This window comes from Micromonospora sp. NPDC006431 (assembly GCF_042870725.1).
GTDB lineage: Bacteria > Actinomycetota > Actinomycetes > Mycobacteriales > Micromonosporaceae > Micromonospora.
In genome coordinates this window covers 105507-131113 of record NZ_JBIAHQ010000006.1, presented here as the reverse complement: position 1 = coordinate 131113, position 25607 = coordinate 105507, and the positions used below count along the sequence as shown (strand labels likewise).

The 25607-nt window shown below is 73.9% G+C and carries 24 protein-coding genes; 11 read left to right on the top strand and 13 right to left on the bottom strand.

Annotation, left to right across the window (positions count from 1 at the left end):
- Nucleotides 1–2: 2 nt before the first annotated feature.
- Nucleotides 3–998 carry an ATP-binding cassette domain-containing protein gene (locus tag ACFYM6_RS13805; RefSeq protein WP_357439540.1) on the top strand — a complete coding sequence of 332 codons (996 nt, stop codon included), beginning with the start codon at nt 3–5 and terminating at the stop codon, nt 996–998.
- A 64-nt stretch (nt 999–1062) separates the two neighbouring features.
- Here ACFYM6_RS13805 and ACFYM6_RS13800 read toward each other — a convergent pair whose 3' ends face one another.
- From ACFYM6_RS13800 to folP, 7 genes are all read right to left on the bottom strand, one after another.
- Entirely contained in the window at nt 1063–1563 is a 501-nt protein-coding gene (locus tag ACFYM6_RS13800) for a hypothetical protein (RefSeq protein WP_387275269.1), read from the bottom strand.
- A 75-nt stretch (nt 1564–1638) separates the two neighbouring features.
- Nucleotides 1639–1947, bottom strand: coding sequence for a hypothetical protein (locus ACFYM6_RS13795; RefSeq protein WP_387275267.1), 309 nt, complete (start codon nt 1945–1947; stop codon nt 1639–1641).
- A gap of 158 nt (nt 1948–2105) precedes the next feature.
- Nucleotides 2106–3311, bottom strand: a complete 1206-nt coding sequence (locus ACFYM6_RS13790; protein WP_387275265.1) for an ABC transporter permease — start codon at nt 3309–3311, stop codon at nt 2106–2108.
- Nucleotides 3312–3430: 119 nt separating this feature from the next.
- A complete protein-coding gene (locus tag ACFYM6_RS13785) occupies nt 3431–3919 on the bottom strand; it encodes a DUF3180 domain-containing protein (RefSeq protein ID WP_198940496.1) in 489 nt (162 codons plus the stop codon).
- A gap of 132 nt (nt 3920–4051) precedes the next feature.
- Nucleotides 4052–4579 (bottom strand): 2-amino-4-hydroxy-6-hydroxymethyldihydropteridine diphosphokinase, encoded by a 528-nt coding sequence (gene folK, locus ACFYM6_RS13780; RefSeq protein WP_387275263.1) that lies wholly within the window; start codon nt 4577–4579, stop codon nt 4052–4054.
- Nucleotides 4576–4935, bottom strand: a complete 360-nt coding sequence (gene folB / locus ACFYM6_RS13775; protein WP_073837725.1) for a dihydroneopterin aldolase — start codon at nt 4933–4935, stop codon at nt 4576–4578. The genes folK and folB overlap by 4 nt, the downstream gene beginning before the upstream one ends.
- A gap of 114 nt (nt 4936–5049) precedes the next feature.
- Complete coding sequence (folP, locus tag ACFYM6_RS13770) at nt 5050–5913, bottom strand: dihydropteroate synthase (RefSeq protein WP_357439527.1); 864 nt, start codon at nt 5911–5913, stop codon at nt 5050–5052.
- Between the two features lie 356 nt (nt 5914–6269).
- Here folP and ACFYM6_RS13765 point away from each other — a divergent pair, with 356 nt between their 5' ends.
- The 7 genes from ACFYM6_RS13765 to ACFYM6_RS13735 are packed head-to-tail and all read left to right on the top strand — an operon-like array spanning nt 6270 to nt 14694.
- Nucleotides 6270–6584 (top strand): hypothetical protein, encoded by a 315-nt coding sequence (locus ACFYM6_RS13765; RefSeq protein WP_387275260.1) that lies wholly within the window; start codon nt 6270–6272, stop codon nt 6582–6584.
- Between the two features lie 12 nt (nt 6585–6596).
- Entirely contained in the window at nt 6597–6959 is a 363-nt protein-coding gene (locus ACFYM6_RS13760; RefSeq protein WP_073837722.1) for a hypothetical protein, read from the top strand.
- Nucleotides 6960–7008: 49 nt separating this feature from the next.
- Nucleotides 7009–10422, top strand: coding sequence for an ATP-binding protein (locus ACFYM6_RS13755; RefSeq protein ID WP_387275258.1), 3414 nt, complete (start codon nt 7009–7011; stop codon nt 10420–10422).
- A gap of 1 nt (nt 10423) precedes the next feature.
- Nucleotides 10424–12352 (top strand): MFS transporter, encoded by a 1929-nt coding sequence (locus tag ACFYM6_RS13750; RefSeq protein ID WP_387275256.1) that lies wholly within the window; start codon nt 10424–10426, stop codon nt 12350–12352.
- Nucleotides 12349–12909, top strand: coding sequence for a hypothetical protein (locus tag ACFYM6_RS13745; RefSeq protein WP_387275254.1), 561 nt, complete (start codon nt 12349–12351; stop codon nt 12907–12909). The genes ACFYM6_RS13750 and ACFYM6_RS13745 overlap by 4 nt, the downstream gene beginning before the upstream one ends.
- A complete protein-coding gene (locus ACFYM6_RS13740; RefSeq protein ID WP_387275252.1) occupies nt 12906–14081 on the top strand; it encodes a M23 family metallopeptidase in 1176 nt (391 codons plus the stop codon). Before ACFYM6_RS13745 ends, ACFYM6_RS13740 begins: the two co-directional genes overlap by 4 nt.
- 13 nt (nt 14082–14094) lie before the next feature.
- Nucleotides 14095–14694, top strand: a complete 600-nt coding sequence (locus tag ACFYM6_RS13735) for a hypothetical protein (RefSeq protein ID WP_387275250.1) — start codon at nt 14095–14097, stop codon at nt 14692–14694.
- 5 nt (nt 14695–14699) lie between these two features.
- Here the strand turns inward: ACFYM6_RS13735 and ACFYM6_RS13730 are convergent, their stop codons facing one another.
- Nucleotides 14700–15257: a hypothetical protein gene (locus ACFYM6_RS13730; protein ID WP_387275569.1), complete on the bottom strand. Its 558-nt coding sequence runs from the start codon at nt 15255–15257 to the stop codon at nt 14700–14702.
- Nucleotides 15258–15506: 249 nt separating this feature from the next.
- On the opposite strand from ACFYM6_RS13730, the gene ACFYM6_RS13725 reads away from it, so the two are divergent.
- Both ACFYM6_RS13725 and ACFYM6_RS13720 read left to right on the top strand, forming a co-directional pair.
- Entirely contained in the window at nt 15507–18032 is a 2526-nt protein-coding gene (locus tag ACFYM6_RS13725) for an FtsK/SpoIIIE domain-containing protein (protein ID WP_387275248.1), read from the top strand.
- Between the two features lie 64 nt (nt 18033–18096).
- Nucleotides 18097–18798, top strand: coding sequence for a hypothetical protein (locus ACFYM6_RS13720; RefSeq protein WP_387275246.1), 702 nt, complete (start codon nt 18097–18099; stop codon nt 18796–18798).
- 136 nt (nt 18799–18934) lie between these two features.
- Here the strand turns inward: ACFYM6_RS13720 and folE are convergent, their stop codons facing one another.
- The 4 genes from folE to ACFYM6_RS13700 all read right to left on the bottom strand — a co-directional run bounded on the left by folE (nt 18935) and on the right by ACFYM6_RS13700 (nt 22876).
- Entirely contained in the window at nt 18935–19600 is a 666-nt protein-coding gene (gene folE / locus ACFYM6_RS13715) for a GTP cyclohydrolase I FolE (RefSeq protein WP_073837713.1), read from the bottom strand.
- A gap of 35 nt (nt 19601–19635) precedes the next feature.
- Nucleotides 19636–21642, bottom strand: a complete 2007-nt coding sequence (gene ftsH / locus ACFYM6_RS13710) for an ATP-dependent zinc metalloprotease FtsH (RefSeq protein WP_387275567.1) — start codon at nt 21640–21642, stop codon at nt 19636–19638.
- Nucleotides 21643–22044: 402 nt separating this feature from the next.
- A complete protein-coding gene (gene hpt / locus ACFYM6_RS13705) occupies nt 22045–22620 on the bottom strand; it encodes a hypoxanthine phosphoribosyltransferase (protein WP_073837711.1) in 576 nt (191 codons plus the stop codon).
- A 100-nt stretch (nt 22621–22720) separates the two neighbouring features.
- Nucleotides 22721–22876, bottom strand: a complete 156-nt coding sequence (locus tag ACFYM6_RS13700) for a hypothetical protein (RefSeq protein WP_387275589.1) — start codon at nt 22874–22876, stop codon at nt 22721–22723.
- 132 nt (nt 22877–23008) lie between these two features.
- Between ACFYM6_RS13700 and ACFYM6_RS13695 the strand changes: the two genes are divergently transcribed.
- Complete coding sequence (locus ACFYM6_RS13695; RefSeq protein ID WP_387275244.1) at nt 23009–23968, top strand: GlxA family transcriptional regulator; 960 nt, start codon at nt 23009–23011, stop codon at nt 23966–23968.
- On the opposite strand, the gene ACFYM6_RS13690 is transcribed toward ACFYM6_RS13695, so the two are convergent.
- The gene (locus ACFYM6_RS13690; protein WP_387275242.1) at nt 23969–25597 is read right to left on the bottom strand and encodes a gamma-glutamyltransferase family protein; all 1629 of its coding nucleotides are present in this window, start codon (nt 25595–25597) and stop codon (nt 23969–23971) included.
- Between the last annotated feature and the right edge of the window lie 10 nt (nt 25598–25607).

Sequence of the window (25607 nt, the reverse complement as noted above, 5' to 3'; positions counted from 1 at the left end):
ACGTGGACGTTACCCCGGGATCCGCCGGCGGACACAGCGCGGCATCGATCACTCTCGAGCGCATCCGCAAGCGCTACCCCGACGGCACGGAGGCGGTGCGGGAGCTGAGCCTGGAGGTGAAGGCCGGCGAGCTGGTGGTGCTGATCGGCCCGTCCGGCTGCGGCAAGTCCACCGTGCTCCGCATGATCAACCGGCTGATCGAGCCGACCGACGGCCGGATCCTGCTCGGCGACGACGACGTCACCCGGGTCGACCCGGTGGCGCTGCGCCGCCGCATCGGGTACGTCATCCAGAACGTCGGCCTCTTCCCGCACCAGACGGTCGCCGCCAACGTGGCGACCGTGCCCGGGCTGCTCGGCTGGCCGCGCGGGCGGACCCGGGACCGGGTGAACGAGCTGCTGGAGCTGGTCGGCCTCGACCCGGCACAGTTCGGCCGCCGCTACCCGCACGAGCTCTCCGGCGGCCAGCGGCAGCGGGTGGGGGTGGCCCGCGCGCTCGCCGCCGACCCGGTGGTGCTGCTGATGGACGAGCCCTTCTCGGCGGTCGACCCGATCGTCCGGACCCGGCTGCAGGAGGAGTTCCTGCGGCTCCAGGCCGAGGTCCGCAAGACCATCGTGCTGGTGACCCACGACCTCGACGAGGCGGTGCGACTGGGCGACCGGATCGCGGTGCTCTCCGAGGGTGGCCGGCTGGAGCAGTACGACACCCCGGCCGCCCTGCTCGGGTCGCCCGCCTCGCCGTTCGTGCGCGAGTTCGTCGGCGCCGACCGGGGCATCCGCCGGCTGGCGGTCACCCCGGTCACCCACGAGGTGCTGGAGCCGCTCCCGGCCGGTGACGGGTCGGACCTGCCGGCGGTGCCGCTGGGCGGCTCGGCGTACGACGCACTGGCCGCGCTGCTCAGCTCGGCCGCCGAGCACGCCGTGGTCACCAAGGAGGGGCGGCCGGTCGGGCTGCTCAGCCGGTCCCGGCTGCTGGAACTGGGCGCCGTGGCGGACTGAGCGGCGGCGGGGGCGGAACGCCGTGAGCGGACGGCGGGCGCGGGGCGCCGCGGCGTGGGCCGGTTCAGGCGCGGCCGCCGAGGCTGGCCAGGCCGATGATCCAGCCCGCGAAGAAGCCGTAGCCGACCCCGGCGCTGGCGGTCTGGAAGGCGGCGAGGAGCGATCCGCCCGGCCCGAGGAGGGTGGCCAGCAGCCCGGCGAACCCGCCGGCCAGGGCGTACGCCGCCCAGCCGGAGAGGAACTGGCTGGCCGAGCCCTGCACCCGGGCCACCTGTGCGGCGGGCAGCAGGTAGAGGAGGGCGGCGGCCAGGATCACCAGCAGGATCGCCCGCAGGTCGGCGGCGAGCACCCCCTGGGACGGGTCGTCGACGTGCAACCGCCAGGCCGGCCAGGCGACCAGCCGCAGAAACCAGCCGCCGGCCCCGTTCGGGTCGGTGTGATCCTGCACCCAGCCCACGTACATCGGGCTGCCGCACACGCCGACGAGGAGGAGCGCGGCGAGGGCGCCGGTGCCGGCGGCCGTGCCGTACCTGCTGACGGCCCGGGAGCGGTTGCGCAGCGCCATGGGACGGTCAGTGCCCGACGCACCCCGCCGGGCAAACCTGCGCGCCACCGCCCTGGGTCGGCGGACGGCCATCCGTCAGTGCTTCAGCAGGTAGTCGATGAACGCGGCCCGCAGCAGCGGGGCGGACTCCTCGTAGCCGTGGCCGGTCAGCTCCCGCCACAGCGCGTTGGCCTCGTCGATGGTCGGCCCGACCGAGTTGGGGGCGCCGTCCAGGGCGGCGGCCTCGTCCGAGTTGGGCAGGTGCCGCAGCACCGACCAGAAGAACCCGACGTCGCGGCGCTCCCGGGCCAGGGCGAACGCCTGCTCGCGCAGTTCCTCGGTGGAGAGCCGGTCGAGCTCGTCGAAGGTACGGCCGCCGGCGCCGGCGGCAGGAGTCTCGCTCATGCCGCCGCCTCGCTTCGCTCGGCGACGGCATGAGGCACGACCGGGCTGGGCTGATGATTCGCTCGCTGGCGCTCGCTCATGCCGCCGAGCCTAACCGGCGAGATCAGGTTCAGCCCGTCATCGCCGGCGACGACCGCGATCGACGCCGTCCGGTGCCGTCAGCGGTCGTCGGTGTCCCAGCGGCGCGGCTCGCTCTCCCAGCGCGGGGCGTCCCACGTGTCGACGGTCGGGTCGGTGCGTACCGGCAGCACCGAGGGCCAGTCGTCGGCCGGCTCCGGCGGCCGGGCCAACGCCCAGCCGGAGCTGATCGTGGGATCGCCGGGCGGCCCCAACTCCGCCGGGACGAGGGCCGGCCGCGGCCGGCCGAACTTCTCGACCAGCCGGGTGACCAGCAGCCCGATGCCGAGCGTCGCCCCGCCGACGGCCCACCGGCTGATCGTCCAGCCCTGCGCCGCCGCCCAGACCAGGAAGACCTCCACCAGGCTCACCGCGAACAGCGTGCCGAAGATCCCGCCGCGCCGGCCGTACGCGCTGGTGCCGCCGAGCATCGCGGTGCCGAGCGCCAGCACCGACCAGTCCAGCCCGGTGGCCGGCGCGACCGGGCCGCTGCCGTTCGCCGCGATCAGCATGCCGCCGAGCATCGCCAGCACGGTGGAGCCGATCATGGCGAACGCCGCCACCGTGGCGGCGACCGCGCCCCGGCGCCGGGCCGGGTCGGCGACCGGCCGGAACCGCCCGACCAGCCGCCGGATCGGCCGTATCGCGCCGAAGAGCCCGCCGAGCACGGCCACCGCGGCGAAGCCGATGACGAGGTACAGGGCGGTGGGCCGGGGGTCGTACCCGCCCTGGACCACGACCGGGCCGGTACGCCGCTCGATGTAGACGATCACAGCGGCCGCACCGGCCAGGCTCGCCGCCCAGGCCGGCACGTGCAGCACCACCACCGCCAGGGCCAGCGCCAGCCCGCCGAGCACCGCCACCGCCAGCGCGGGGAGCAATGCCTCCTGGACGCCCCGGTCGCCCTGCTCGGCGTAGTGCAGGGCAGCGGCCACCGCGACCGGGCCGACCGCCAGATTCACCACGGCGGCGCGCAGGCTCAGCCCGGCGGCGAGGGCGAGCAGCCCGAGCCCGGCCACGGCGACCAGGAGGGTCTTCAGGCCGCTGCCGCGCAGCGCGTCCGTGTCCGCGCGCCAGAGCAGCCAGGTCAGCGCGGCCAGCCCGGCCAGCAGCAGGAACTCCCAGACCACGTGTACGGCGATCCGGTCGCGGCCGGGTTCGCCGTGCGCGGGGTCGTCGAAGACGTTCGCCAGCACGGCGGCGGGCACCCCGGACGACTCGGCCGGGCCCGTTTGGTCGTACCCCATGACCCGCGCCTCCCACGTCGCCCGGCCGTGCCGTCCGACGCTCGGGCGGACCGGCGGCGGCCGTTGCTCTCCGGTCGCCAGGCACGGTACCTGCGGGCGCGGATGGTGGGAACCCCTGATCAGAGGCGGCCGCGCGGAGTCTCCCGGTCGCCGGGATCGCGGTCCTCGTCGTCCTCCTGCTCCGGCACCCGGCAGGACCGCTCCAGCCAGAGCGCCGCCGCGACCAGGGCGAGCGAGGCGACCAGCCCGGCCACGGCGGCCGGCCGGTCGCCGACGGCGGCGTTGGTCCGCTCGACGAAGAGCCACCCGGTCAGCCCGGCGTAGAAGCCGGCGAAGATCGCCCCGGCCAGCGATGACGCCTTGGCCAGCACCACGAACCGGGCGACCAGCAGCGGATTCACCGGGTCCCGCCCGGGTCGGCGTTCGATCCGGCCGCGGGTGTTGACCGCCGCGTACCCCTCAAGCACGGCGAGGCCGGCCAGCGTGACCACCGGCAGCCAGGGCAGGTTCGGCGCGCTGGGGTAGTAGAAGCTGCTGATCAGCAGCCAGGCCAACGCGGCGGCGGCCAGCCCGGCCACCACCAGTGTGGAGATCCGGGTGGGACCCATCCGCCATCGTTCGGGGTCGCGCGGGAACTGCGCCTGACTCATGCGGTCGCCTCGCTCCGCTCGGCACCCGCCTGAGGCTCCGCGGCACAGTGCCGGATGATTCGCTCGCTCATGCCGCCCGGCTCCACTGGGTCATGGGTCCGACTGTAACGCCAGATCCGGTCGAGGGCTGAGTTCCAGAGCGTCCCCGGCCAGCGGCTCGGCGTTGAGCAGGTCGGTCAGCCAGCCGTGCCCGGGCAGCCGGCCGTGCGGTTCGATGTCGATCCACGGCCGCAGCACGAAGGCCCGCAGGTGGGCGCGGGGGTGCGGCAGGGTCAGCTCCGGATCGTCGCTCAGCACGGGCGCACCGGCGTCGTCCCAGACCGCGATCACGTCCACGTCGAGGGTGCGCGGCCCGTACCGGCGCTCCGGGTCCCGGGTCCGCCCGGCCGCCCGCTCCGCGGCCCGGGCCCGGGCCAGCCAGTCGCCGGGGGTCGCCGCCGGGTCGCCGACCAGCACCGCCGCGTTCAGGTACGCGGGCTGGTCGTCGTCCCCCCACGGTGGAGTCTCGTAGACGCCGGAGACGACCAGCACCGCGTCGCCGAACGCGGCCACCGCCGCGCGGAGGTGGGCCAGCCGGTCACCGAGGTTGCTGCCGATCGACAGCACGGCCCGGGTCACCGGGTACGCCGCATCGTCACGGCCACGTCCCGGAAGGTGTGCGGGATCGGGGCCTCGGGCTTGTGGACGGTGACGGTGGCGGCGGCGACCAGCGGTTCGGCCAGGCAGACCGCAAGCAGCCGGTCGGCGAGTGTCTCGATCAGGTTGACCGGCTCGCCGGTGATCACGGCGACCAGCCGCTCGGCCAGCTCGCCGTAGTGCACGGTGTCGGTCACCTCGTCGGAGCGCGCGGCCGGGGCGAGGTCGAGTTCGAGCACCGCGTCGACCACGAACTCCTGCCCCTGGGCACGCTCGAAGTCGTATACCCCGTGCCGGCCGTGCGCGCGCAGGCCGGTCAGCTCGATCCGGTCGGTCATCGTGCCCCCTTCGTTCGCGACCGCGGGGCTCGCAAAACCGGCTCACTCCTCGCGCTCACCGTGCCCCCTTCGTTCGCGACTGCGGGGCTCGCAAAACCGGCTCACTCCTCGCGCTCACCGGTCCCCCTCCCGCACGGTGGTCGCCAGGCACGGGCGGCCGGTGGCCCGCCAGACGGCGAGCGCGTCGGCGGTGCCGCGGACGTCGTGCACCCGTACCCCCCAGGCCCCGGCCGCCACGGCGAGCACGCTGGTGGCGATGGTGGCCGCCTCGCGGCCGGAGGTGGGCCGGGGGGTGCCGTCGGCGTCGGCGAGCAGCCGGCCCAGGTACGACTTCCGGCTCGACCCGAACAGCAGCGGGAAGCCGAGGTCCACCAGCTCGGGCAGGCGGGCGCTGAGTTCCCAGTTGTGCGCGGCGGTCTTCGCGAAGCCCAGTCCGGGATCGACGATGATCTTCTCGGCGGCGATCCCGGCGGTGAGCGCCTCGTCGACCCGCTGGCTCAGCTCGGTCCGGACGTCGGCCACCACGTCGCCATAGCTGGCCAGGTCGCGCATCTCGCGTGAGTGCCCCCGCCAGTGCATGAGCACCCAGGGGCAGCCGGCGTCCCGGACCACCCGGGCCATGTCCGGGTCGGCGAGGCCGCCGGAGACGTCGTTGACCACGTCCGCGCCGGCGGCGAGGGCCGCCTCGGCCACCCGGGCCCGGCTGGTGTCGATGCTGACCGGGATGCCGGCGGCGCTCAACTCGCGGATGACCGGCAGCACCCGGGCTGTCTCGGTCTCCGCGTCGACCCGGTCGGCGCCCGGCCGGGTGGACTCGCCACCCACGTCGACCAGGTCCGCGCCGGCCGCACGCAGTCGCACTCCGTGTCCGACGGCCGCGTCGAGATCGGCGTACCTGCCGCCGTCGGAGAAGGAGTCGGGCGTGACGTTCAGGACGCCCATCACCACCGGGGCCTGCGCCCGTACCAGCTCGGTCACGACCCGACAGTACCGGTCGCCAACAGGGCTTCCGGCGGCCCGGGCGGCAACCGGCCACGACGGCCCTGACATGCGGATTGGAACAGATGTACGATCGGTCGTCCGGGTCGCTCCGGGTCGACTCTTCGCGGGTTGTCGCAAAGGGGGCCGGCCCGTACGCTTTGGAATTGCCCAGCATCGAGATGGCGAAGCCTGGAGGGAGGGCCGAAGCGGGAAGAATCCCCCCAAAGCCCGCCACTCTCCGTGGTGGGTGACGAACACAGCGTCGCGCACGCTGTGCCCAATGTGCACCATCCCGCCAGGCTTGCCTACTGCACCGCCGCGGCGCCGCCGGCCGCGACATGGGGAGGTTTCCAGTGATCGCCACCGAGCTCATGGGGGCGGCGACGGCAGCCGTCGACCACGCGCTCCACACCCTGGCGTCGACTCCACTCGCCGAGCCGGCACCCAAGGGCATCGCCACCGAGAGCATCGTCAGCTTCTTCGCCAGCAAGATCGCGCCGATCCTGCTCGCGGTGCTCGGCGTCATCTTCATCGGGCGGGCCAGCCGGGGCGAGATCTCCAAGGTGCTGACCAGCTCCGCGATCGCCATCGTCGGCCTGGCCTTCATCGCCGGCGCCGCCACACTCTTCTTCGTCGGCGACTACCTGATCAACCTGATCTTCGAATAGGCGCGGGCGACCATGCGGCTGCGCACCGACGACGACATCTACCGGGCTCGTCTCGTCTACCTCGGGCCGCCCGGGTACACCCTGCCCGTCCACCTGCCGTACGCCCAGTACGGCCTGTTCATGCTGCTCGTACCCCTCTACATGTTCATCCACTGGCTGTTCACGTTGCAGGTGGAGCTCTTCCCCGCCTGGGAGATCTCGCTGGCCATCGTGACCACCTCGTTCATCTTCCGGCACGTCGACCCGGACCGACCGGCGCGCATGGTCATCCGGACCGCGCTGACGGACTGGCGACGCACCCGGGAGCCGGCCGCCGAGCTGCGCGACCCGCGGCTGGTGGCGAGCCGGATCAGGATCCGGGAGGAACTGGCATGACCGGGCGTACGCCGCCGGCGCGGACGAACGACGCGGGTGAGGCGGTCGCATGAGTCGCTCTTCCACGCCGGGCTCCCCGGCCGGACGTCCGGCCGGGCCGCACGGTAACCGAGCGCGATCGTTCGACTACCCGCAGGACGAGGAGCTCGACGAGGTCGCGCTCGACCCGGCCCTGGTCACCAGCCCCGGGCACGGTCGGGTCGGGGTCTTCCAACCGCCCCGCCCGGTGTCGCCCCGCCCGCCCGGCTCCGAGCAGCGGATGCCGGCGGCCGGCGACAGCGGCGACATCGACTCGCCGTTCCTCGACCTGTTCGGCGGCGCGCAGCCCGGCGCACGGCGTCCGGCCCGACCCGCCAGCCCTCCGGCCGGCCCGCCTCCGACGGAGCCGACGCCGGTGGTGGCGCCGCCCCGCCGGGGCGTCGGGCGGGAGGCGCTGCCCATCCCGCACCAGCCCGCCGCCCCGACCGAACCGCTTCCGCCGTCGCAGGGCGAACACGGTGGCGCACCGGAGGACGAGCTGCCCGGCGCCCGGCGCCGGGAGAGCGCCCCCGGCGTACGGCCGGTGGGCCGACCCCGGGAGGCCCCCGAGGCCGCACCCTTGCACGGCGCCTCGGCGGTGGAACGGCCGGCCGCCCTCGACCCGGCACCCGCCCGTACCCGGGTACCGCACCAGGCCGGCGACCGGCTCCCCGCGCTCCGGTCGACCACCGAGCCGGACCTGGCCGACCCGGCGCCCCCGGTCGACCGCCCGGCCCCCCGCACCGACCGGCGCATGGAACCGGCCACCCGGTCGAACGGTCGCGAGGTGGCCACCGCGCCCGGCCGGGAGGTGACCCCGCCGCGGCAGCAGTCCGCCGAGCTGAGCGGGAAGCCCGTCAAGCCGGTTCGGGTCCGCCCCCCGAAGATCAAGTTCGGCGACCGGGACCCGTCGGTGGAGCTGGCTGTCACCGAGATCGCCGGTCACCTCACCTTCACCCCGAACACGGTCACCGCCTGGTACTGGCTGCCCGAGGTGCGCTGGGCGTTCCGCCCCGACGCCGAGCGCGAGGCGCTGCTCTCGGCAATCTCCGAGCAGTACGCCGGCCTCGCCGGCTTCCGGCTGCACCTGCGCCGCACCACCCGGCCGTTCCCGGCCGACGAGTGGGCCCGCACCATCGACGCGCACACCGCCGCGCCGCTGCCCGACGTGCCCGGTACGCCCGGCTGGGCCGACCACCTGGTCGCCGCGCAGCGGCACCTGATGGCGGTCAACCACGCCGAGGGGCAGACCTACCTCGGGGTCACCTTCGCCCGCCGGTCGCTGGGCGACTCCCTCACCGAGCGGCTGCTGCGCACCTTCGGCCGGGGCACCGCCGACGGCGAACGCCGCCGGCTGGGCCGCACGGTCGAGCAGTTCGACGAGGTGCTCGGGGCGTTCGGCATGCGGGGCCGCCGGGTCACTGCGCAGGAGCTGGAGTGGCTGCTCTACCGCTCCGTCGCGCTCTGCATGGCGCCACCCGGCGCGCTCTCCCCGGTGACCAACGGCCGGTGGGAACGCGGCGACCTGCTCGCCCTCACCGAGCAGGTCGAGCGCTACCGCACCCCGTACGGCTCGACGGTGAAGCTGGTCAACCGGATGACCGGCGAGGAGCGGCACGTGGCCGTGCTCGCGGTCGGCCGGATGGAGCCGCTGGAGATCCCCGAGCGGCACGAGCCCTGGCTGCACTTCCACGAGCGCCTGCCGTGGCCGATGGAACTCTCCACCCGGGTGGACATCCTCGGCCCCGGCGACTCCTTCCGGAACCTCGAGCACCGGCTCCGGATGATCCGCTCGCAGCAGCTCGACTACGCCGAGCACGGCATCGACGCCCCACCGGAGCTGGAACGGCTCGCCAAGCGGGCGCTGGTGATCGGCGACGAGATGACCACCGGCCTGCCGGTCGACTCGGCCCGCGCGCACGGCTGGCACCGGATCGCAGTCGGCGGCCGGACCCGCGAGGAGTGCCTGGAGCGGGCCCGGCGGCTCATCCAGCTCTACTCCCGTGAGCTGCGGATCTCGCTCCAGCATCCGAAGAACCAGGACTGGCTGGCCCGCGAGTTCATCCCCGGCGAGCCGATCGCCAACACCGGCTACGTCCGCCGGATGCCGGTCAACCTGCTCGCCGCCGCGCTGCCGCAGGCCGCCTCCACGGTCGGCGACCGGCGCGGCGATCTGATCGGCCGCACCGCCGGCACCTGCCGCCGCCCGGTCTTCCTCGATCTGCACTTCCCCATGGAGGTACGGGAACGGTCCGGGCTCGCCGTCTTCGTCGCCGAACCCGGCGGCGGCAAGTCGACCCTGCTCGGCGCGCTCGGCTATCTGGCCGCCCGACGCGGCGTCCAGGTGACCCTGCTCGACCCGTCCGGCCCGCTGGCCCGGCTCTGCGCGATGCCGGAGCTGGCGCCGTACGCGCGGGTGCTCAACCTGACCGGCTCCGACCAGGGCACCCTCGCCCCGTACGCGCTGATCCCGACGCCGCTGCGCAGCGAGTTCGCCGCCGGATCGGCGGGTGACCGGGAGTTCGAGATCGCGGTCTCCAACGCCCGCGCCGAGCGCCGGATGCTGGTGCAGGACATCTGCATGATGCTGGTGCCCCCGCAGGTGGCCCGGGAGGCGTCCACCGCCACCCTGTTCCGGCACGCCGTACGCCAGGTGCCGGCCGAGGAGACCGCCACGCTGGACGACGTGGTCGCCTGCCTCCAGGGGCTCGACGACGACGCCGGCCGGGAGCTGGCCAACCTGCTGCTGGACACCGCCGAGATGCCGCTGGCCATGCTCTTCTTCGGCCGGCCGCCGGAGGGGCTGCTCGGCGCGGACGCCGCGCTCACCGTGATCACCATGGCCGGGCTGCGGCTGCCCGACCTCAAGATCGAGCGGGAGTACTGGTCGGCCGAGGAGGCCCTCGCCCTGCCCATGCTGCACACCGCGCACCGGCTGGCCGTCCGCCGCTGCTACGGCGGCTCGATGTCCTCCCGGAAGCTGGTCGGCCTGGACGAGGCGCACTTCATGGAGGGGTGGCGTTCCGGGCGGTCGTTCCTGGTCCGCCTCGCCCGCGACTCCCGCAAGTGGAACCTCGCCGCCCTGGTCGCCTCGCAGAACCCGAAGGACATCCTCGGCCTCGACGTGCAGAACCTGGTCTCCACCGTCTTCGTCGGCCGGATCGCCGAGGACACCGAGATCGCCTCCGAGGCGCTGCGGCTGCTGCGGGTGCCGGTCAACGACGGCTACGAAGCCACGCTGGCCTCGCTCTCCCAGGCGGATTCCGGATCGGCCGCCCGACTCGGCTTCCGCGAATTCGTGATGCGCGACGTCGATGGGCGGGTGCAGAAGGTCCGGGTCGACGTGTCGTACGTGGACGGGCTGCTGGACCACCTGGACACGACCCCCGCCGCCGCCCAGGCAGCCGGGCAGCTGCCGACCGTCCTGGCTGATCTGGAGGCGTGACATGGCGAGGGCCCGGGCACGGATCGCGGCGCTCCTCCTCACGCTCGGCGTACTCGCCGTGGCCACCATCGCCTGGCCGGTGGTCGGGGCGACACCCGCGTACGCCGCCGAACCCACCCCGGCACCGGCCGAACTGTGTACCACCACGCAGTGGCAGGCCGACTTCCGTGCCTGCGTAGCCAAGCTGAACGCAGTCACCGAGGATGCGGCGACCTGCCGCAACGCACCCGTACCCGGCGCGCCCGACTCGGGCCTGGCCGGCTGGTTCGCCTCCCGCCCCGACTCCGCCAAGCTCCCCGGCCCCAAGGGGCTCTACAGCGACTACGGCTACGCCGGGTACAGCTACACGACGTACGACATCGACGGCGGCTGCGCCTCGGCCGTGCTCCACCCCGACTACCGCTTCACCACCCTGGTCGCCAACGGCGAGTTCATGTTCGCCAACGCGGTCATCGGCGCGTCCAACGCGTTGCGGGAACGGGCCTGGGACCCGCGCTCCATGTGGGCCTGGGCGGACCCGCTGGTGGAGCAGGCCACGAAGGCCGTCTTCCAGAAGGTGTTCAGCGTCTTCGGCATCATCACGCTCTGCGTGGTCGGCCTCTACCTGCTCTGGCGGTCACGCCAGTCGGACATGAGCAACGCCATGACCACGGCCGGCTGGGCGTTGCTGGTGATGGTGGCGGTGACCGCCCTGGCCGCCTGGCCGGTGAAGTCGGCGAACGTCGCCGACAGCACCCTGATCACCACACTGGGCGTGGTGCACGACGCCGTCGGGCCGGGGTCCAAGGACATCCCGGCGGACAAGTGTGCGCTGCCGAATCCGGACGCCTGCATCGACAAGCGGCCGCCCGCCGTACGAGCCAGCGACACCGCCACCGAGACGATGCTCTACCGGAACTGGCTGCGGGGCATGCTCGGCTCGGCCGACAGCGAGACCGCCAAGAAGTACGGTCCGGCGCTCTACGACGCCAAGTCGCTCACCTGGGGAGAGGCGCAGTCGATTCGGGCCCACCCCGCCACTCGTGACGTGGTCATCAAGGCCAAGCAGCAGCAGTGGGCGAAGGTCGCGGAGCAGATCAAGACCGAGGACCCGGAGGCGTACGAGTACCTTCAGGGCGTCCGCGACATGGACCGGATCGGGGCCGGGTTCATCGCGGTGCTGGCCTCGCTCCTCTTCGCGATGTTCGACCTGACCGCCTCACTGCTGGTGCTGCTCGGCTTCCTGATCTTCCGCTGGGCGGTGATCGCCGCGCCGATCCTCGGCACGGTCGGTCTGCTGCGTCCGGCGAGCGCCGGCCTCCGCCGGCTGGCGAACGCGGTGGTCGCGGCGGTCTTCAACATCGCCATCTTCGGCACCGGCGCGGCCATCTATCTGTTCGCGGTCGACCTCATCATGAACACGCCCGCACTGCCCGGCTGGCTCCAGGTGGTCCTGGTCTGGCTCTGCGGCGTGGTGGGTTGGCTGCTGCTCCGCCCGTACCGGCGGATCACCCAGCTCGGCGGCAAGGACAGCAGCGAGGCGATCAGCTCGGCCGGCTCCTGGCACCGCCGGTTCTTCCGCGACATGCGGGTGGCGGCGCGGCTGGACGTGGCCGAGCCCGGCGGCACCGCCGAGCCGGCGATCGGCCGGCGGCGCGGCGTCACGCTCGAGCAGAGCAGCCTCCGGCCGGAGGCCCGGCACGAGGACCCGTCGCACGCCGGGGTCGCCGAACGCCAGCGGCCGGACGGGCGGGAGCGAGCCGAGGTGACACCGGCGCCCGAGCCGCCGGGCGCACGCCGCAGCACCGCGCCACGCCCCCGCCGGCAGCCGGCGAGTTGGACGGAGCCCGACGTGCCCGAGGAGGCTCCCTCCTTCGCCGTCTACCGGCCGGGCTCGACCGACCGCGCGCCGGCCGACCCGGCCCCTCGGGTGCGCTCCGAGGCGCGGTGAGGCTGATGCGTCGGGCGCTGGAATTCCTGGTCACCCGGGTCCTGCGGTCCCGGCTCGGCGTCGCGCTCGTGATCGCCGCCCTGGTCTTCGGCGTGATCGGCGCGGCCCGGCTGCTCTCCGGTCCGGTCGACCCGACCGCTGGCCTGAGCAACCGGCCACGTGAGCCGATCAGCACGGTCGACCCGGAGGCCGGTGACGACGGCGTGCTGGCGAGTTCGGCGCCGCCGCCCTCGCCGAAGACCCGGCCGGGCGAGTTGACCCCCGAGCAGACCGCCGGCCGCTTCACCACCGCCTGGCTGACCGGCCCCGGCAGCAACGGGGAGGACTGGCAGAGCCGCCTGCGGCCGCTGTCCACGAGCGCGCTGACCGAGAAGCTGACCGGCGCGGACCCGGAGAGCGTGCCGGCCCGGCGGGTGGCCGGCCAGGTGACCCTCCGGCCCCGGACGGAGTCGTTCGTGGAGGCGCTGGTCCCGCTCGACAACGGCCGGCTCCGGCTGGAACTGGTGGTCTCGGACGGGCGGTGGCTGGTGGACGTGGTCGACTGGGAGCGGCAATGAGCGCCGCGGCGGACGAGACGGTCCCGCGCCGCCGGCGGTTGCGGCTCGGCGTGCTGGTCACCGCGCTGACCACGGTACTTGCCCTGCTCTGCTGCGTCGGCGGCGCCGGCGCGTTCTTCCTCACCGAGCTCGGCGGCGACGAGAAGGACGGCCTGACCGCCGGCCGGGGCTGCGATGCCGCCTACCAGGTCGACGTCACCGGGGACATGCCGCGCTTCACCGAGTACGGCGAGGGGCAGTTGCGCAACGCCGCCGTCATCATCAAGGTCGGCCAGGACATGAAGGTGCCCGCCCGGGGCTGGGTCATCGCGCTGGCCACCGCCATGCAGGAGTCCGCCCTGCGCAACCTCGCCAACAGCACCGTGCCGGCGTCGCTCACGCTGCCGCACGAGGGCGTCGGCTCCGACCACGACTCGCTTGGCCTGTTCCAGCAGCGGCCCGGTTGGGGCAGCGTCCAGCAGCGGATGACGCCGTCCTACGCCGCCGGCAAGTTCTACGAGAAGCTGCTGAAGGTGCCGAACTGGCAACGGCGCCCGCTGACCGTGGTGGCGCAGCGGGTGCAGGTCAGCGCCTTCCCGGACGCGTACGCCAAGCACGAGGACCTGGCCGGCCGGATCGTCGACGCGCTCGCCGGGGGCGCGGCCCGCACGGTGGAGATCGCCGGAAAGGCGGTCTGCGACGCCGCCGCCGGCGCCCGGATCGCCGCCTCCGGTTGGACCGCTCCGCTCCCGGGCGGCATCGTCTCCGGCTTCCGCACCACCGAACGCCCCAGCCACAACGGGGTCGACCTGGATGCGGACAAGAGGACGCCGATCCACGCCGCGGCCGTCGGCCGGGTGCTGGTGGCCCGCTGCGACCCCGACCACTCGGGACGGCGGGACTGCGACCGGGACGGCTGGCCGGGCAAGGGCGGCTGCGGCTGGTTCGTGGACATCCTGCACGCCGGCGGTTACGTCACCCGCTACTGCCACCTGATCCAACGGCCCGCGGTGGCGCCCGGGCAGGCTGTGGCGGCGGGCCAGGTGATCGGCTACTCCGGCAGCAGCGGAAACTCCTCCGGCCCGCATCTGCACTTCGAGGTGCACACCGACGGCGACCGGTCCAGCCGGGGCGCCATCAATCCTGTGCCGTTCATGCGGGAGCGCGGCGCACCGCTGGTCAGCACCGCGTGAGGCTCGCCGGCACATGAGCAATCCCCTGCCCGACCCCTTCGCGGACCAGCCCGACTGGGCGCCGCGGCCGCCCCGACCGGTCGAGATCGTCCCCGCCGCCGGCCGCGTCGACCTGCGGGGCCGCCGGGTGCTGGTCGGCCTGCCCGGCCTCGGCTGGCGCGGCGACCTGCGCGCCGACGAGCAGGTGGTGCAGGGCAGCCGGACGTACGTGCCGGTCATCCCGGAGCACGAGTGGTACCGCGCCGAGTCGGAGCAGGTGGAGGTCTTCGCGCCGCTGGTGCCCGTGGAACGGGTCTGGGTGGAAACGGTGGGCGGGCGGGAGCCGGCGGTCCGACCGGCCGGGTCAGGTCTCCGGCTGGTCTCCCTCGACGCACCCACCCGTCGCCCGCCCACCCCGGTCGTCGAGGCGGACTCGGTGGCCGGCCGACGCGTGGTGCACGTGACGGGAGCGACCGAGCAGCGCGACCTCCGCGCGGTGACCGAGACCTACGCCGGCGCGGACGGGGACATCTGCGTCCGGGTGGCGCCGGAGCTGGAGTGGTACCGGTGGGCGTGGCGCGGCCAGGCACCGATCACGTTGGAGGTCCCGATCCACCTACTGTGGATCGAGTGAGGCCTTCAGCCCGCACGCTTTCCTTCGCAGACCCGCCAGTCAGCCCCGAGTCGCGTCACGAAATTCCAGCCCTGCCGGTCGCTTGGCGAAAGGCCGTCTACAAATGTGGAGATGATGAGGTCGACCTGGACCTTGGCGACGTCATCCTGCCGCTGCACACGGAGATTTTCCCAGCTCACCGAGATCGTGGTGGCGAACCTCTTCTCCCGCGCGACGAGATCGTCACGGAGGAGCCGCAGATCACCGAGGTCGCCCCCGCTCTGGCAGGCGAACTCATCCGCCTTCGTGTCGTTGCGGTCGACCAGGAAGGCCTGGATGTAGTTGGCCACCACGACCTCGGGGCTGCTGCGGTCGGGCGCGGTGGCGCGGTCGTACAGCACGAAACCGACGACGGCGCCGCCGGCACAGAGCAGCGCCAGCACCCCGGCGACGACCGTGAGGACGGTACGCAGCGGCCGGCGCGGACGTTCCGGTGCGGGGGCCGGCGCGGGCGGCGCCAACTGCTCGGGCGGGGTCCGCTGCGCCGGTACGCGGGAGACCTGGGAACCGGCGGGGGGCTGCACTGATTCCACCTCCTGAGGCTATCGGCTGCGCGCCGCGTACCCAATGCCCCAGATCCCCGGATCGTGGCGAACCGCCGGGCCGGCCGCCGCCGGTGTGGGCGCCCCCGGCGGCCCGGCCGGGCGGGATCGGGTGAGCCGGCTCACCACCACGGCAAAGACCGGCGCAGCGCCGACGGACATCCCGGAGGACGGCCCTCGGCTGGGATACCGTCACACCTCGGGGAGGAGATGTCGGCCTCGGGAAGAGAGGTGGACGCGGTGGCGAGTCCGAAGGCGCGAGCCGGTCGGGCCGCCGCGCTGCACCGGCGGGCCGAGGCCGCCGCGGCCGCCGCCGCCGGCATCCTCGACGAGATCCGTCCGGCGCCCGCGGACCACCACCGACAGTACGAGTTGGCGGAGCGGCTCCGAGCGGCCGCGGCCCTCGCCGCACCCGGCTGGGCCGGCGATCCGCTGGAGACCCTGGCCGTGGCCACCCCGCCCGGGGACGGCCCGCCGCCCGTCGTCCGGGTCGGCACTGCCGCGCCACTGGACGACGCCCGGTTCCCCGCGCTGGTGCCGCTGTTCGGCAGTGGACATCTGAGCATTGACGCCGGCGCCGACGATCCGCGGGTGGCCGGCCTGCTCCGGGCCCTCCTGCTCCGGCTGTTCGCCGCGACGCCGGCCGGTGCCCTGCTGGCCCGCGCGGTCGACGGCACCGGTGCCGGGGCGACCTTCGCCGGGTTCGCGGCGCTCGGCGATGCCGGGCTGCTGCCCCCGCCGGCGACCGACGTGGCGGGACTCCGGACGGTCCTCACCGAGGCCGAGCAGTGGGTGGCCGCGGGCACGGCCCGGCAGCGTGGGCACGACCGTACGTTACTACTGGTGGTGGCCGCGCTGCCCGACGGCACGGCCTCCGCCGACCTCTCCCGGATCGGGGAGCTGGCCGCCCAGGGGCACCGGGCCGGGCTGCACCTGGTGGTGGCCGGCTGGCCGGCGGGGGACTCACTGCCGCAGGCCACCCCGCTGGCGGTACGCACCGCGTACGCGTTGCTCGGCGATCCGCCGGGCGCGGGCTTCAGCAGCCCGGGCGCGGAGCCGCCCGGCGGGCTCAACTGCCCGGTCTTCGTGGCGGAGGACCCGCCGGAGGAACTGGTCGTCGGGGTCTGCCTGCGGCTGGCCCGGCAGATCGAGGACGGCAACCGGCTCGCCCTGACCGACCTGCTGCCAGCGGGCGAACTGTGGGCCGACAGTGCGGTTGACGGGCTGTCCACCATGGTCGGTGACGCCGCCGGGCGACCGGTCAGCCTCGGCTTCACCGAGCTGACCCCGCACTGGCTGGTCAGCGGCCGTTCCGGGGCGGGGCGGTCGGCGTTCCTCACCAACGTGCTGTTCGGCTTGTCCGCCCGCTACGGCCCCGGCGAACTGGCCCTCTACCTGGCCGACCTGGGCGACGGCGAGTCCTTCGTGGAGTTCCTCCAGACCGAGCGGGACCGCTCCTGGGTGCCGCAGGTCCGGGCCGCCGGAATGGCCGCCGACCGGGAGTACGTGGCGGACCTGCTCGGCGAACTGACGGCGGAGCTGCGCCGCCGGGAGGAGGCCGGCCGGCGGGCCGGCGGGCAGCGCTACCCAGAGCTGCGCCAGCACCAGGAGCTGCCCCGGATCGTCTGCGTGATCGACAACTTCCCCTTGCTGCTGCACGAGCGGGACCGGTTGGCCACTGACACCCTGGCCCGGCTGGACGCGCTGGCCCGCGCCGCCCGGGCGTACGGGATCCATCTGGTCCTGGCCGGCGAGGGCGACCTCGGCATCGGCGGCCCGCGCGACCCGTTGCTCGGCCATTTCCCGGTCCGGGTGGCGCTGGCCGGCGGCTCGGCGGTGCTGGAGCCGACGAACGACGCGGCCGCCGGCCTGCCGGTGGGCAGCGCGGTGGTGAACACGGCCGGCGGGCTGGGCGGGCCGCGCGGGGCGACTCGGGGCCACGAGCGGATGATCCGGTTCCCGGACCCGCATGCGGATCTTGAGGTCCTCGCCGAGCTGCGGCACCGGCTCTGGTCGGCCCGGCCCGAGAACGCCACCCCGCCGGTGGTCTTCGCCGGGTACGCGCGCCCGCTGCTCGCCAACGACCCGCGCTACCGGGCCGCGCTGGCCGGTCGGGCGCACACGCCGGCCGCGCTGCCGGGCCGGGCGGTGGATGTGCGCCGCTCGACGGTGGCCGTACCGCTCGGGCCGGCGGCCGGCCGGAACCTCGCCGTGCTGGGCCGGGACGAGGAGGCGGAACGGCTGCTGCTGACCGCCGCGAGGAGCGTGGCGGCACATCACGGTGCGGCCCGGTTCGTGCTGGCACCACTGGTGCACGGGTCGGTCGAGCCGGCTGCGGCGCTCGCCGCCGAGCTGGCGGAGCGGCACGAGGTCGACACCGTCGACGTGGCGGGCCTGCGGGCGGCGATCGAGGCGGACGAGCCCGGCTACCTCGTGGTGTTCGGGTTGGACGTGCCGGACGCGGCCGCGCTGCCGCCCGATCGGCTGCGGTCGCTGCTGCTGGAGGGGCCGCCGGCCGGGCGGCACCTGCTCGGCTGGTGGCGCTCGGTGGGGCCGCTGGTCGGGGTGCTCGGCCCGGAGGGCGAGGTGGACAAGCTAACCGCCGTGGTGGTGACCGACGTGCCGGGCAGCCGGCTGGAGCAGCTCTTCGACCGGCCCGTGCTGTGGCGGCCCCGGCCAGGGCGGGCGATGCTCTGGGACGGCCCGGGCGAGCAGGGGACGGTGCTGGTGCCGTTCGGGGAGGGGCCGGTGCCGTGAGCGCGGACGTTCGGCTCGGCAGCGTGGCGCCGCGCGCCGCCGGGGAGCGAAGCGAGGCGACGGCGTGAGCGAGACCGGCACGCCCGTGCCCACGCCCCGGTCCGGCGGACCGACGGCCGACGTCGACCCGACCGAGGCGGCCTGGGCGGACTATGTTGCCGCCGCCCGGCAGCTCGACGGGGTACGCCGGGCGGCGGCGACCGCCGCCAGCGAGCAGGCCCGGTCGGTGGCGGCGGCCCGGGAGGAGCTGACTGCCGTCCGGGAGCGGCTGGCCCCGCAGCAGTCGCGGCTGCGGGAGCTGGGCGTACCGGCGATCTCGCTGGTACCGACGCCGCCGGAGGTGACCGAGGCGGCCCGGTCGATGGCGGCCGGTCCGGCGGCGGTGCTGGCCGGCCTGCGGACCGCCCGTGGGTGGGCGGACGCCGCCGACGACACGCTTGCCGCGCGCGGCCTGCCCCGGCTGGCGCGGTGGCCGGCGCGCCCCCGAAACCTGCTGGTGTACGGGCCGCTGGCGCTGATCGTCCCGCTGATCCAGGTGGTGCTCTTCCTCGCCACCGGCACCAGCCCGGCGAGCGTGCTGGCGCTGGTGGCCGGGCTGCCGATGCCGGCGGTCGCGTTCATGGTGGGCTGGCTGGCGGTCGGGCGGCTGTTCCGGCCCCGCCCGGCGGACCGGGTGGACCGCACCCCCCGGTTCGGCGCGTTGGTGTGCCTGGTCCCGGCGGTGCTGGCCAGCGCCGGGATCGTCCTGGCCATGCTGGCGGCCTGAGCGCCGCCCGCCGCCGGACGACGACGGGCGCTCCGCCGGCTGCCGCAGGAGAGTGGCGCCTGCTCCGGGCAGTCGCCCTACGACGGCGGCCGCGCGCTCCGGGGCGGGAGCACGCGGCCGTCGGAATGTCGAGCGGTCAGCGGGGGATGATCAGGGACATCGCCTCGGCCCGGGACTTGGCGTCGTGCTGGAGAGTGCCCCGCACCGCCGAGGTGATCGTTTTGGCGCCGGACTTCTGGATGCCGCGCATCGCCATGCACATGTGCTCGCACTCGAGCACCACCACGACGCCGCGCGGGGCCAACCGGCTCATCAGCAGGTCGGCGATCTGCGAGGTGAGCCGCTCCTGCACCTGCGGTCGGCGGGCGAAGACCTCGACCAGCCGGGCCAGCTTGGACAGGCCGGTGATCCGGCCGTCCGGCCCGGGGATGTAGCCGATGTGCGCGCTGCCCCGGAACGGGAGCAGGTGGTGCTCGCAGAGGCTCATCACGTCGATGTCCCGGACGAGCACCAGCTCTTCGTGGTTGGCCTCGAAGGTGGTGCTGAGCACCTGCGCCGGATCGACCCGCAGGCCGGCGAAGAGCTCGGCGTACGCGCGGGCGACCCGGGCGGGCGTCTGCTGGAGGCCGTCCCGGTCCGGGTCCTCACCGACGGCGATGAGGATCTCCCGGACCGCCTTCTCGATCCGCGCGAGGTCGATGGTCTCCTCCACCGGGCGCCCGGTCAGCTTGCCGCTGATCAGGCGCGCGGCGACGTAGTCCAGGCCGTCCTCGCCATCGGGTTCGGTCGCGGAGACGGCCAGCTCCCGGTTAGGGGAGCTGGCCGTCGGGTCGGTGCTCAGTGGGTACCGTCCGAGTTGTTCGCGGACCCGCCGACCGAGGCGCCGTCGGCCTGGGCCTGCGCCTTCAGGGCCTCCTTCTCGGCGGGGGTGAGCACGGGCGGCTCGGTGGAGGGCTGGCGCTTGCCGAAGCCGTGGTACGGGGCCATCGGCGGGCGCTTCGCCACCCGGGCGCAGATCCGGGCCATGTCGGCCGTGGAGAGAGTCTCCTTCTCCATCAGCTCGAGCACGATGTTGTCCAGGACGTCCCGGTATTCCACCAGGATCTCCCAGGCCTCGTCGTGGGCCAGCTCGATCAGCGCCCGCATCTCGCCGTCGATCTCGGCGGCCACCGCGTCCGAGTAGTCCCGCTCGTGGCCCATGCTGCGGCCGAGGAACGGCTCGTCGCCGCTGGTGCCGTACTTGATCGCACCGAGCTTGGAGCTCATTCCGTACTGGGTGATCATCGCGCGGGCCAGTTGGGTGGCCTTCTCGATGTCGTTGCCGGCACCGGTGGTCGGCTCGTGGAAGACCAGCTCCTCGGCGGCCCGCCCGCCCAACGCGTACGCCAGGGTGTCGACCATTTCGGCCCGGGTCTGGGTGTACTTGTCCTCGGTCGGCAGGACCAGGGTGTGGCCCAGCGACCGACCCCGGGACAGGATCGTCACCTTGTGCACCGGCGCGGCGTGCGGCAGCGCCCAGGCGACCAGCGCGTGCCCGCCCTCGTGGTACGCGGTGATCTTCTTCTCCTGGTCGCTCATCACCCGGGTCCGGCGCTGCGGACCGGCGATCACCCGGTCGATCGACTCCTCCAGGGAGTCGTTGGTGATCGCCCGCTGGTTCTTGCGGGCGGTGAGCAGGGCGGCCTCGTTGATCACGTTGGCCAGGTCGGCACCGCTGAAGCCGGGGGTACGCCGGGCGACCGAGTCGAGGTCGACGTCGGGCGTGAACGGCTTGCCCTTGGCGTGCACCCGCAGGATGGCCTTGCGGCCCTCCATGTCGGGGGCGTCGACCGGGATCTGTCGGTCGAAGCGGCCCGGGCGCAGCAGCGCCGGGTCGAGGATGTCCGGCCGGTTGGTGGCGGCGATCAGGATGACGCCGCCCTTGGTGTCGAAGCCGTCCATCTCGACCAGGAGCTGGTTGAGGGTCTGCTCCCGCTCGTCGTGGCCGCCGCCCATGCCGGCGCCACGGTGCCGGCCGACGGCGTCGATCTCGTCGACGAAGACGATCGCCGGCGCATTCGACTTGGCCTGCTCGAAGAGGTCGCGGACCCGGCTGGCGCCGACACCGACGAACATCTCCACGAAGTCCGAGCCGGAGATGGAGTAGAAGGGCACCCCGGCCTCACCGGCGACCGCCCGGGCGAGCAGGGTCTTACCGGTACCGGGCGGGCCGAAGAGCAGCACACCCTTGGGGATCTTGGCGCCCAGGGCCTGGTACTTCGCCGGGTTCTGCAGGAAGTCCTTGATCTCGTGCAGTTCCTCGACGGCCTCGTCCGCCCCGGCCACGTCCGCGAAGGTGGTCTTCGGCGTGTCCTTGGTGATCATCTTGGCCTTGGACTTGCCGAAGTTGAGCACCCGGGAGCCGCCGCCCTGCATCTGCGACATGAAGAACAGCAGCAGGAGCACCAGCAGGGCGATCGGAAGCAGGTTGACCAACAGGCTCACCCAGATGCTGTCCGACGACACCTTGGTGTCGGCCGGACCGGTGATCTTGTTGTCCGCCTTGGCCTTGAGAACGTCGTTCCAGACCTGGTTGCCCACCTCGTACGGGAACTGTGCCTGGATCTTGTCGGTGGTGGTGTCGTCGAACTTGGCCTTGTCCTTCAGGTCGAGCTGGAGCGTCTGCTCCTTGTCCTGGAAGACGACCTTCTCGATGCCGCCCTTGTTGAGCTGCTCGAGCGCGACCGACGTGTCCACCCGGTGGTAGCTGGGGCCAGCGGTGAACAGCTGACTGAGTACAACGGCGCCGAGGATGACCAGGATGATCCAGACCACCGGTCGGCGGAAGAAACGCGTACGTTCCATACTGTCGTCGGGCATCGAGACGCCCGCATCCTCCTGATCGACGTCCTGACCGTCTGAATGGTGTCGCCGCCTCGGGCGGCGGCCGCAGCCGCCGTGCGGGCCGGCCCCGACCCCGAGGCGCGCCTACTGCCGCGCCGCGGTCATTCGACGGTACACCGTTCGTGCCAGATGTGAGCTCGCGAGCCCGGCACTTACGCGTACGGCGAACCCGGGTTTGAGCCGGCGTGGCGGGGAGCTCCCCACCCGGCCCGCCCAACCGCCCGGTCACGCGGTTCGAGGGATCGGGCATGGAGGGTGCCTCCACGTCACCGGCATCTACCGTAGACCGGAAGGCTGAAAGCCCGCTGAACGTCCGCTTGACGTAACCAGAGTCTCCCCGGACGGGTCCGTCCGGCGGGGAGCTCAGGCCCGGGCGTACACCTCGGGCTTCAGGACGCCGACGTAGGGCAGCTCCCGGTACCGCTCGCCGAAGTCCAGGCCGTAGCCGACGACGAACTCGGTCGGGATGTCGAAGCCGACGTACTTGACCGGAACGGGCACCTTGACCGCGTCCGGCTTGCGGAACAGGGCGACCACCTCGACGCTGGCCGCGGAGCGGGACTCCAGGTAGCGCAGCAGCCAGGAGAGGGTCAGGCCGCTGTCGACGATGTCCTCGACCACCACCACGTGCCGGCCGGCGATGTCCCGGTCCAGGTCCTTGAGGATCCGGACCACGCCCGAGGAGGTGGTGCCCTGGCCGTACGAGGAGATGGCCATGAAGTCCAGCTCGGCGGGCGGGCCCTGGCGACCCAGCGCGCGGGCGAAGTCGGCCATGAACATGACCGCGCCCTTGAGCACGCAGACGAGCAGGAGACCGTCGTCGACGTGCGCGTAGTCCGCCGAGACCTGCTTGGCCAGTTCCGCGGTCTTCTCGCGGATCTGCGCCTCGGAGATGATCACGTGGTCGATGTCGGCGTCGTACCAGGAGCCGTCAGCCATGCTCCTAGCCTGCCGTACGCCGGATCTCCTCCGTCGGCGGGGCCGCCCCTTTTGGCGCGGTCCCGCCAGGGGATTTTCGGCACGGGATGGGCAAATCACCTCAGCAGGTACGGGAGCTCCACCGGCGGCCGTCGTCGGTGGGCTTCCAGTCGGCCGAGTCCCGCGAGTCCGCGGTCAGCCCGGCGGCGCTCGCGACGACGAGGGAGAGCAGCAGGAGCAGGAGCAGCAGGACGGTCATGGCGGCGCTCACTTTCATGTGGTTGATGTCGGTTTCGCCGCCGGTGCGCACCGGATGTAATCCAGTCTGCGCCCGGATTCCCGGCCCGGACAGCGGCAGGAATGCCACTGGGCATCGGTTTCCTGCCACCTGTCGGGTTACCCTCGTCACATGCTCCGATCCGTGGCCGTCATCGCGCTCGACCAGGTCGCCGCGTTCGAACTCGGCGTCCTCGCCGAGGTTTTCGGCACCGACCGCACGGCCGACGGCTTCCCCGGCTACCGCTTCGACGTCTGCACCGTCGACGGCCGACCGGTCCGCAGCCGCTCCGGCTTCCTGCTCACCCCGCACGCCGATCTGAGCCCGGTGGACGAGGCGGATCTGGTGGCCGTGCCGGCGCACGCCGAGGGGGCACCCGTCCCGGAGCCGGTCCTGGCCGCGCTGCGCCGGGCCGCCGACCGCGGCGCCTGGCTGCTCAGCGTCTGCTCCGGCGCGTACGTGCTGGGCGAGGCGGGGCTGCTCGACGGGCGGGACTGCACCACCCACTGGCGGCACGTGGACGACCTGCAACGCCGGTTCCCGGCGGCCCGGGTGCAGTGCAACTCCCTCTACGTCCAGGACGGGCGGCTGCTGACCAGCGCCGGCACCGCCGCCGGGATCGACGCCTGCCTGCACCTGGTCCGCCAGGAACACGGCTCGGCGGCCGCCACCCGGCTGGCCCGGCGGATGGTCGTCCCCCCGCACCGCGACGGCGGCCAGTCCCAGTACGTCGAGGCACCGATCCCGAAGGCGCCGGAGGCACCCACCCTGGAACCGGTGCTGGAGTGGCTGATGGGCCACCTGGACCGGTCGGTGACCGTGGACGAGTTGGCCGCCCGGGCCGGCATGGCACCGCGTACCTTCGCCCGCCGGTTCCGCGCCGAGACCGGCACCACCCCGCACGACTGGCTCACCAACCAGCGGGTGCTGCTCGCCCGGCGGCTGCTCGAGGAGACCCGGCTGAGCGTGGACAGCGTCGCCGACCAGGCCGGCTTCGGCGACGCGGCGGCGCTGCGGCACCACTTCACCCGCCGGGTGGGCACCACCCCGCACGCCTACCGGACCACGTTCCGGGAACGGGTCGAGGCCTGATCACCAGCCCAGCATCGCGCCGTCGACCCGGGACTCGGACCCGGCCACGTACCCGCCGGGCGGTGAGCGCCAGATCGCCTGGCCGTACCCGAAGACCGACGGCTCCGCCGCGACGGTGACCTCGTGCCCGCGGGCCCGCAGGCCGGCGACCAGCTCCGGGTCGAGCGCCGGCTCGACCAGCAGGGTCCGCCCGGCGTGCCAGTACCAGCGCGGGGCGTCCAGGGCGGCCTGCGGGTCGCGCCCGTCGTCCAGGGTCGCGGAGACCAACTGCACGTGCCCCTGCGGCTGCATGTGCCCGCCCATCACGCCGAACGGGCCGACCGGGGCGCCGTCCCGGGTCAGGAAGCCCGGGATGATGGTGTGGAACGGGCGCTTCGCCGGACCCACCACGTTCGGGTGGTCGGGGTCGAGCCGGAAGCCGAGGCCCCGGTTCTGCAGCGCGAAGCCGTGCCCGGGCAGCACCACGTGCGAGCCGAAGGCCAGGTAGGTGGACTGGATCAGGCTGACCATCATGCCGCGGGCGTCCGCCGTGCAGAGGTAGACGGTGCCGCCGCGCTCCGGCTCGCCGGCCACCGGCTCGCCCGCGCGCCCGGTGACCAGCGCCCGGCGGGCCGCCGCGTACGCCGGGTCGAGCAGGGCCGCCGTGGGCACCTCCGCCCGTTCCGGGTCGGCGACGTACGCGTGCGCGTCGGCGAAGCCGAGCTTCACCGCCTCGATCTGCCAGTGCAGCCGTTCCTCCGGGCTCAGCGCGGCCAGGTCCACCCCGTCCAGGATGTCCAGCGCCAGCAGCGCCGCGATCCCCTGCCCGTTCGGCGGCAGCTCCCACACCTCGTGCCCGCGGTAGCGGACGCACACCGGATCCACCCAGGTGGACCGGTGCCGGGCCAGGTCGTCGCCGGTGACGAACCCGCCGGTCCGGGCCGCGTGCCCGTCGAGCGCCGCCGCGATCCGCCCCCGGTAGAAGTCCTCCGCACCGCTGTCGGCGATCCGCCGCAGCGTCCCGGCCGCGTCCGGGTTGCGCCACCGCTCCCCCGGTCCCGGCGCCCGGTCGCCCACGGTCAACACCCGGCGGAACTCGGCGTACTCCGCGCCCACCAGCCCGTCGTGGGCGGCGACGCCGCGCGCCCAGGTGGCGGCGGTGCCGGCGGCGACCGGGTAGCCGTGCTCGGCGTAGCCGATCGCGTCGGCGAAGAGGTCGGCGAAGGGCAGCGACCCGAACCGGTCGTGCAGGTCCCGCCAGCCGGCCGGCGCGCCCGGCACGGTCACCGGCAGCCAGCCCCGGGCCGGCATGGTCGGCCCGGCCGCCTGCGCGCCGCCGAGCGCGTCGACCGGTGGCGCGCCCCGCCGGTCGGTCGCGGCCAGCACCAGCTCCCGGGTCAGCGCCGCGGGTGACCGGCCGGAGGCGTTCAACCCGTGCAGCCGCTCGCCGTCCCAGACGATCGCGAACAGGTCGCCGCCGATGTCGTTCGACGGTGGCTGCACCACGGTCAGGGTGATCGCGGTGGCCAGCGCGGCGTCAACGGCGTTGCCGCCGCGCCGCAGCACGGCCAGGCCCGCGGCCGCCGCGAGCGGCTGGCTGGTCGCGACGGCACCGTTGGGGGCGAGGAGCGGCTGTCGGGGGTACGCCATCCGCCCTGTC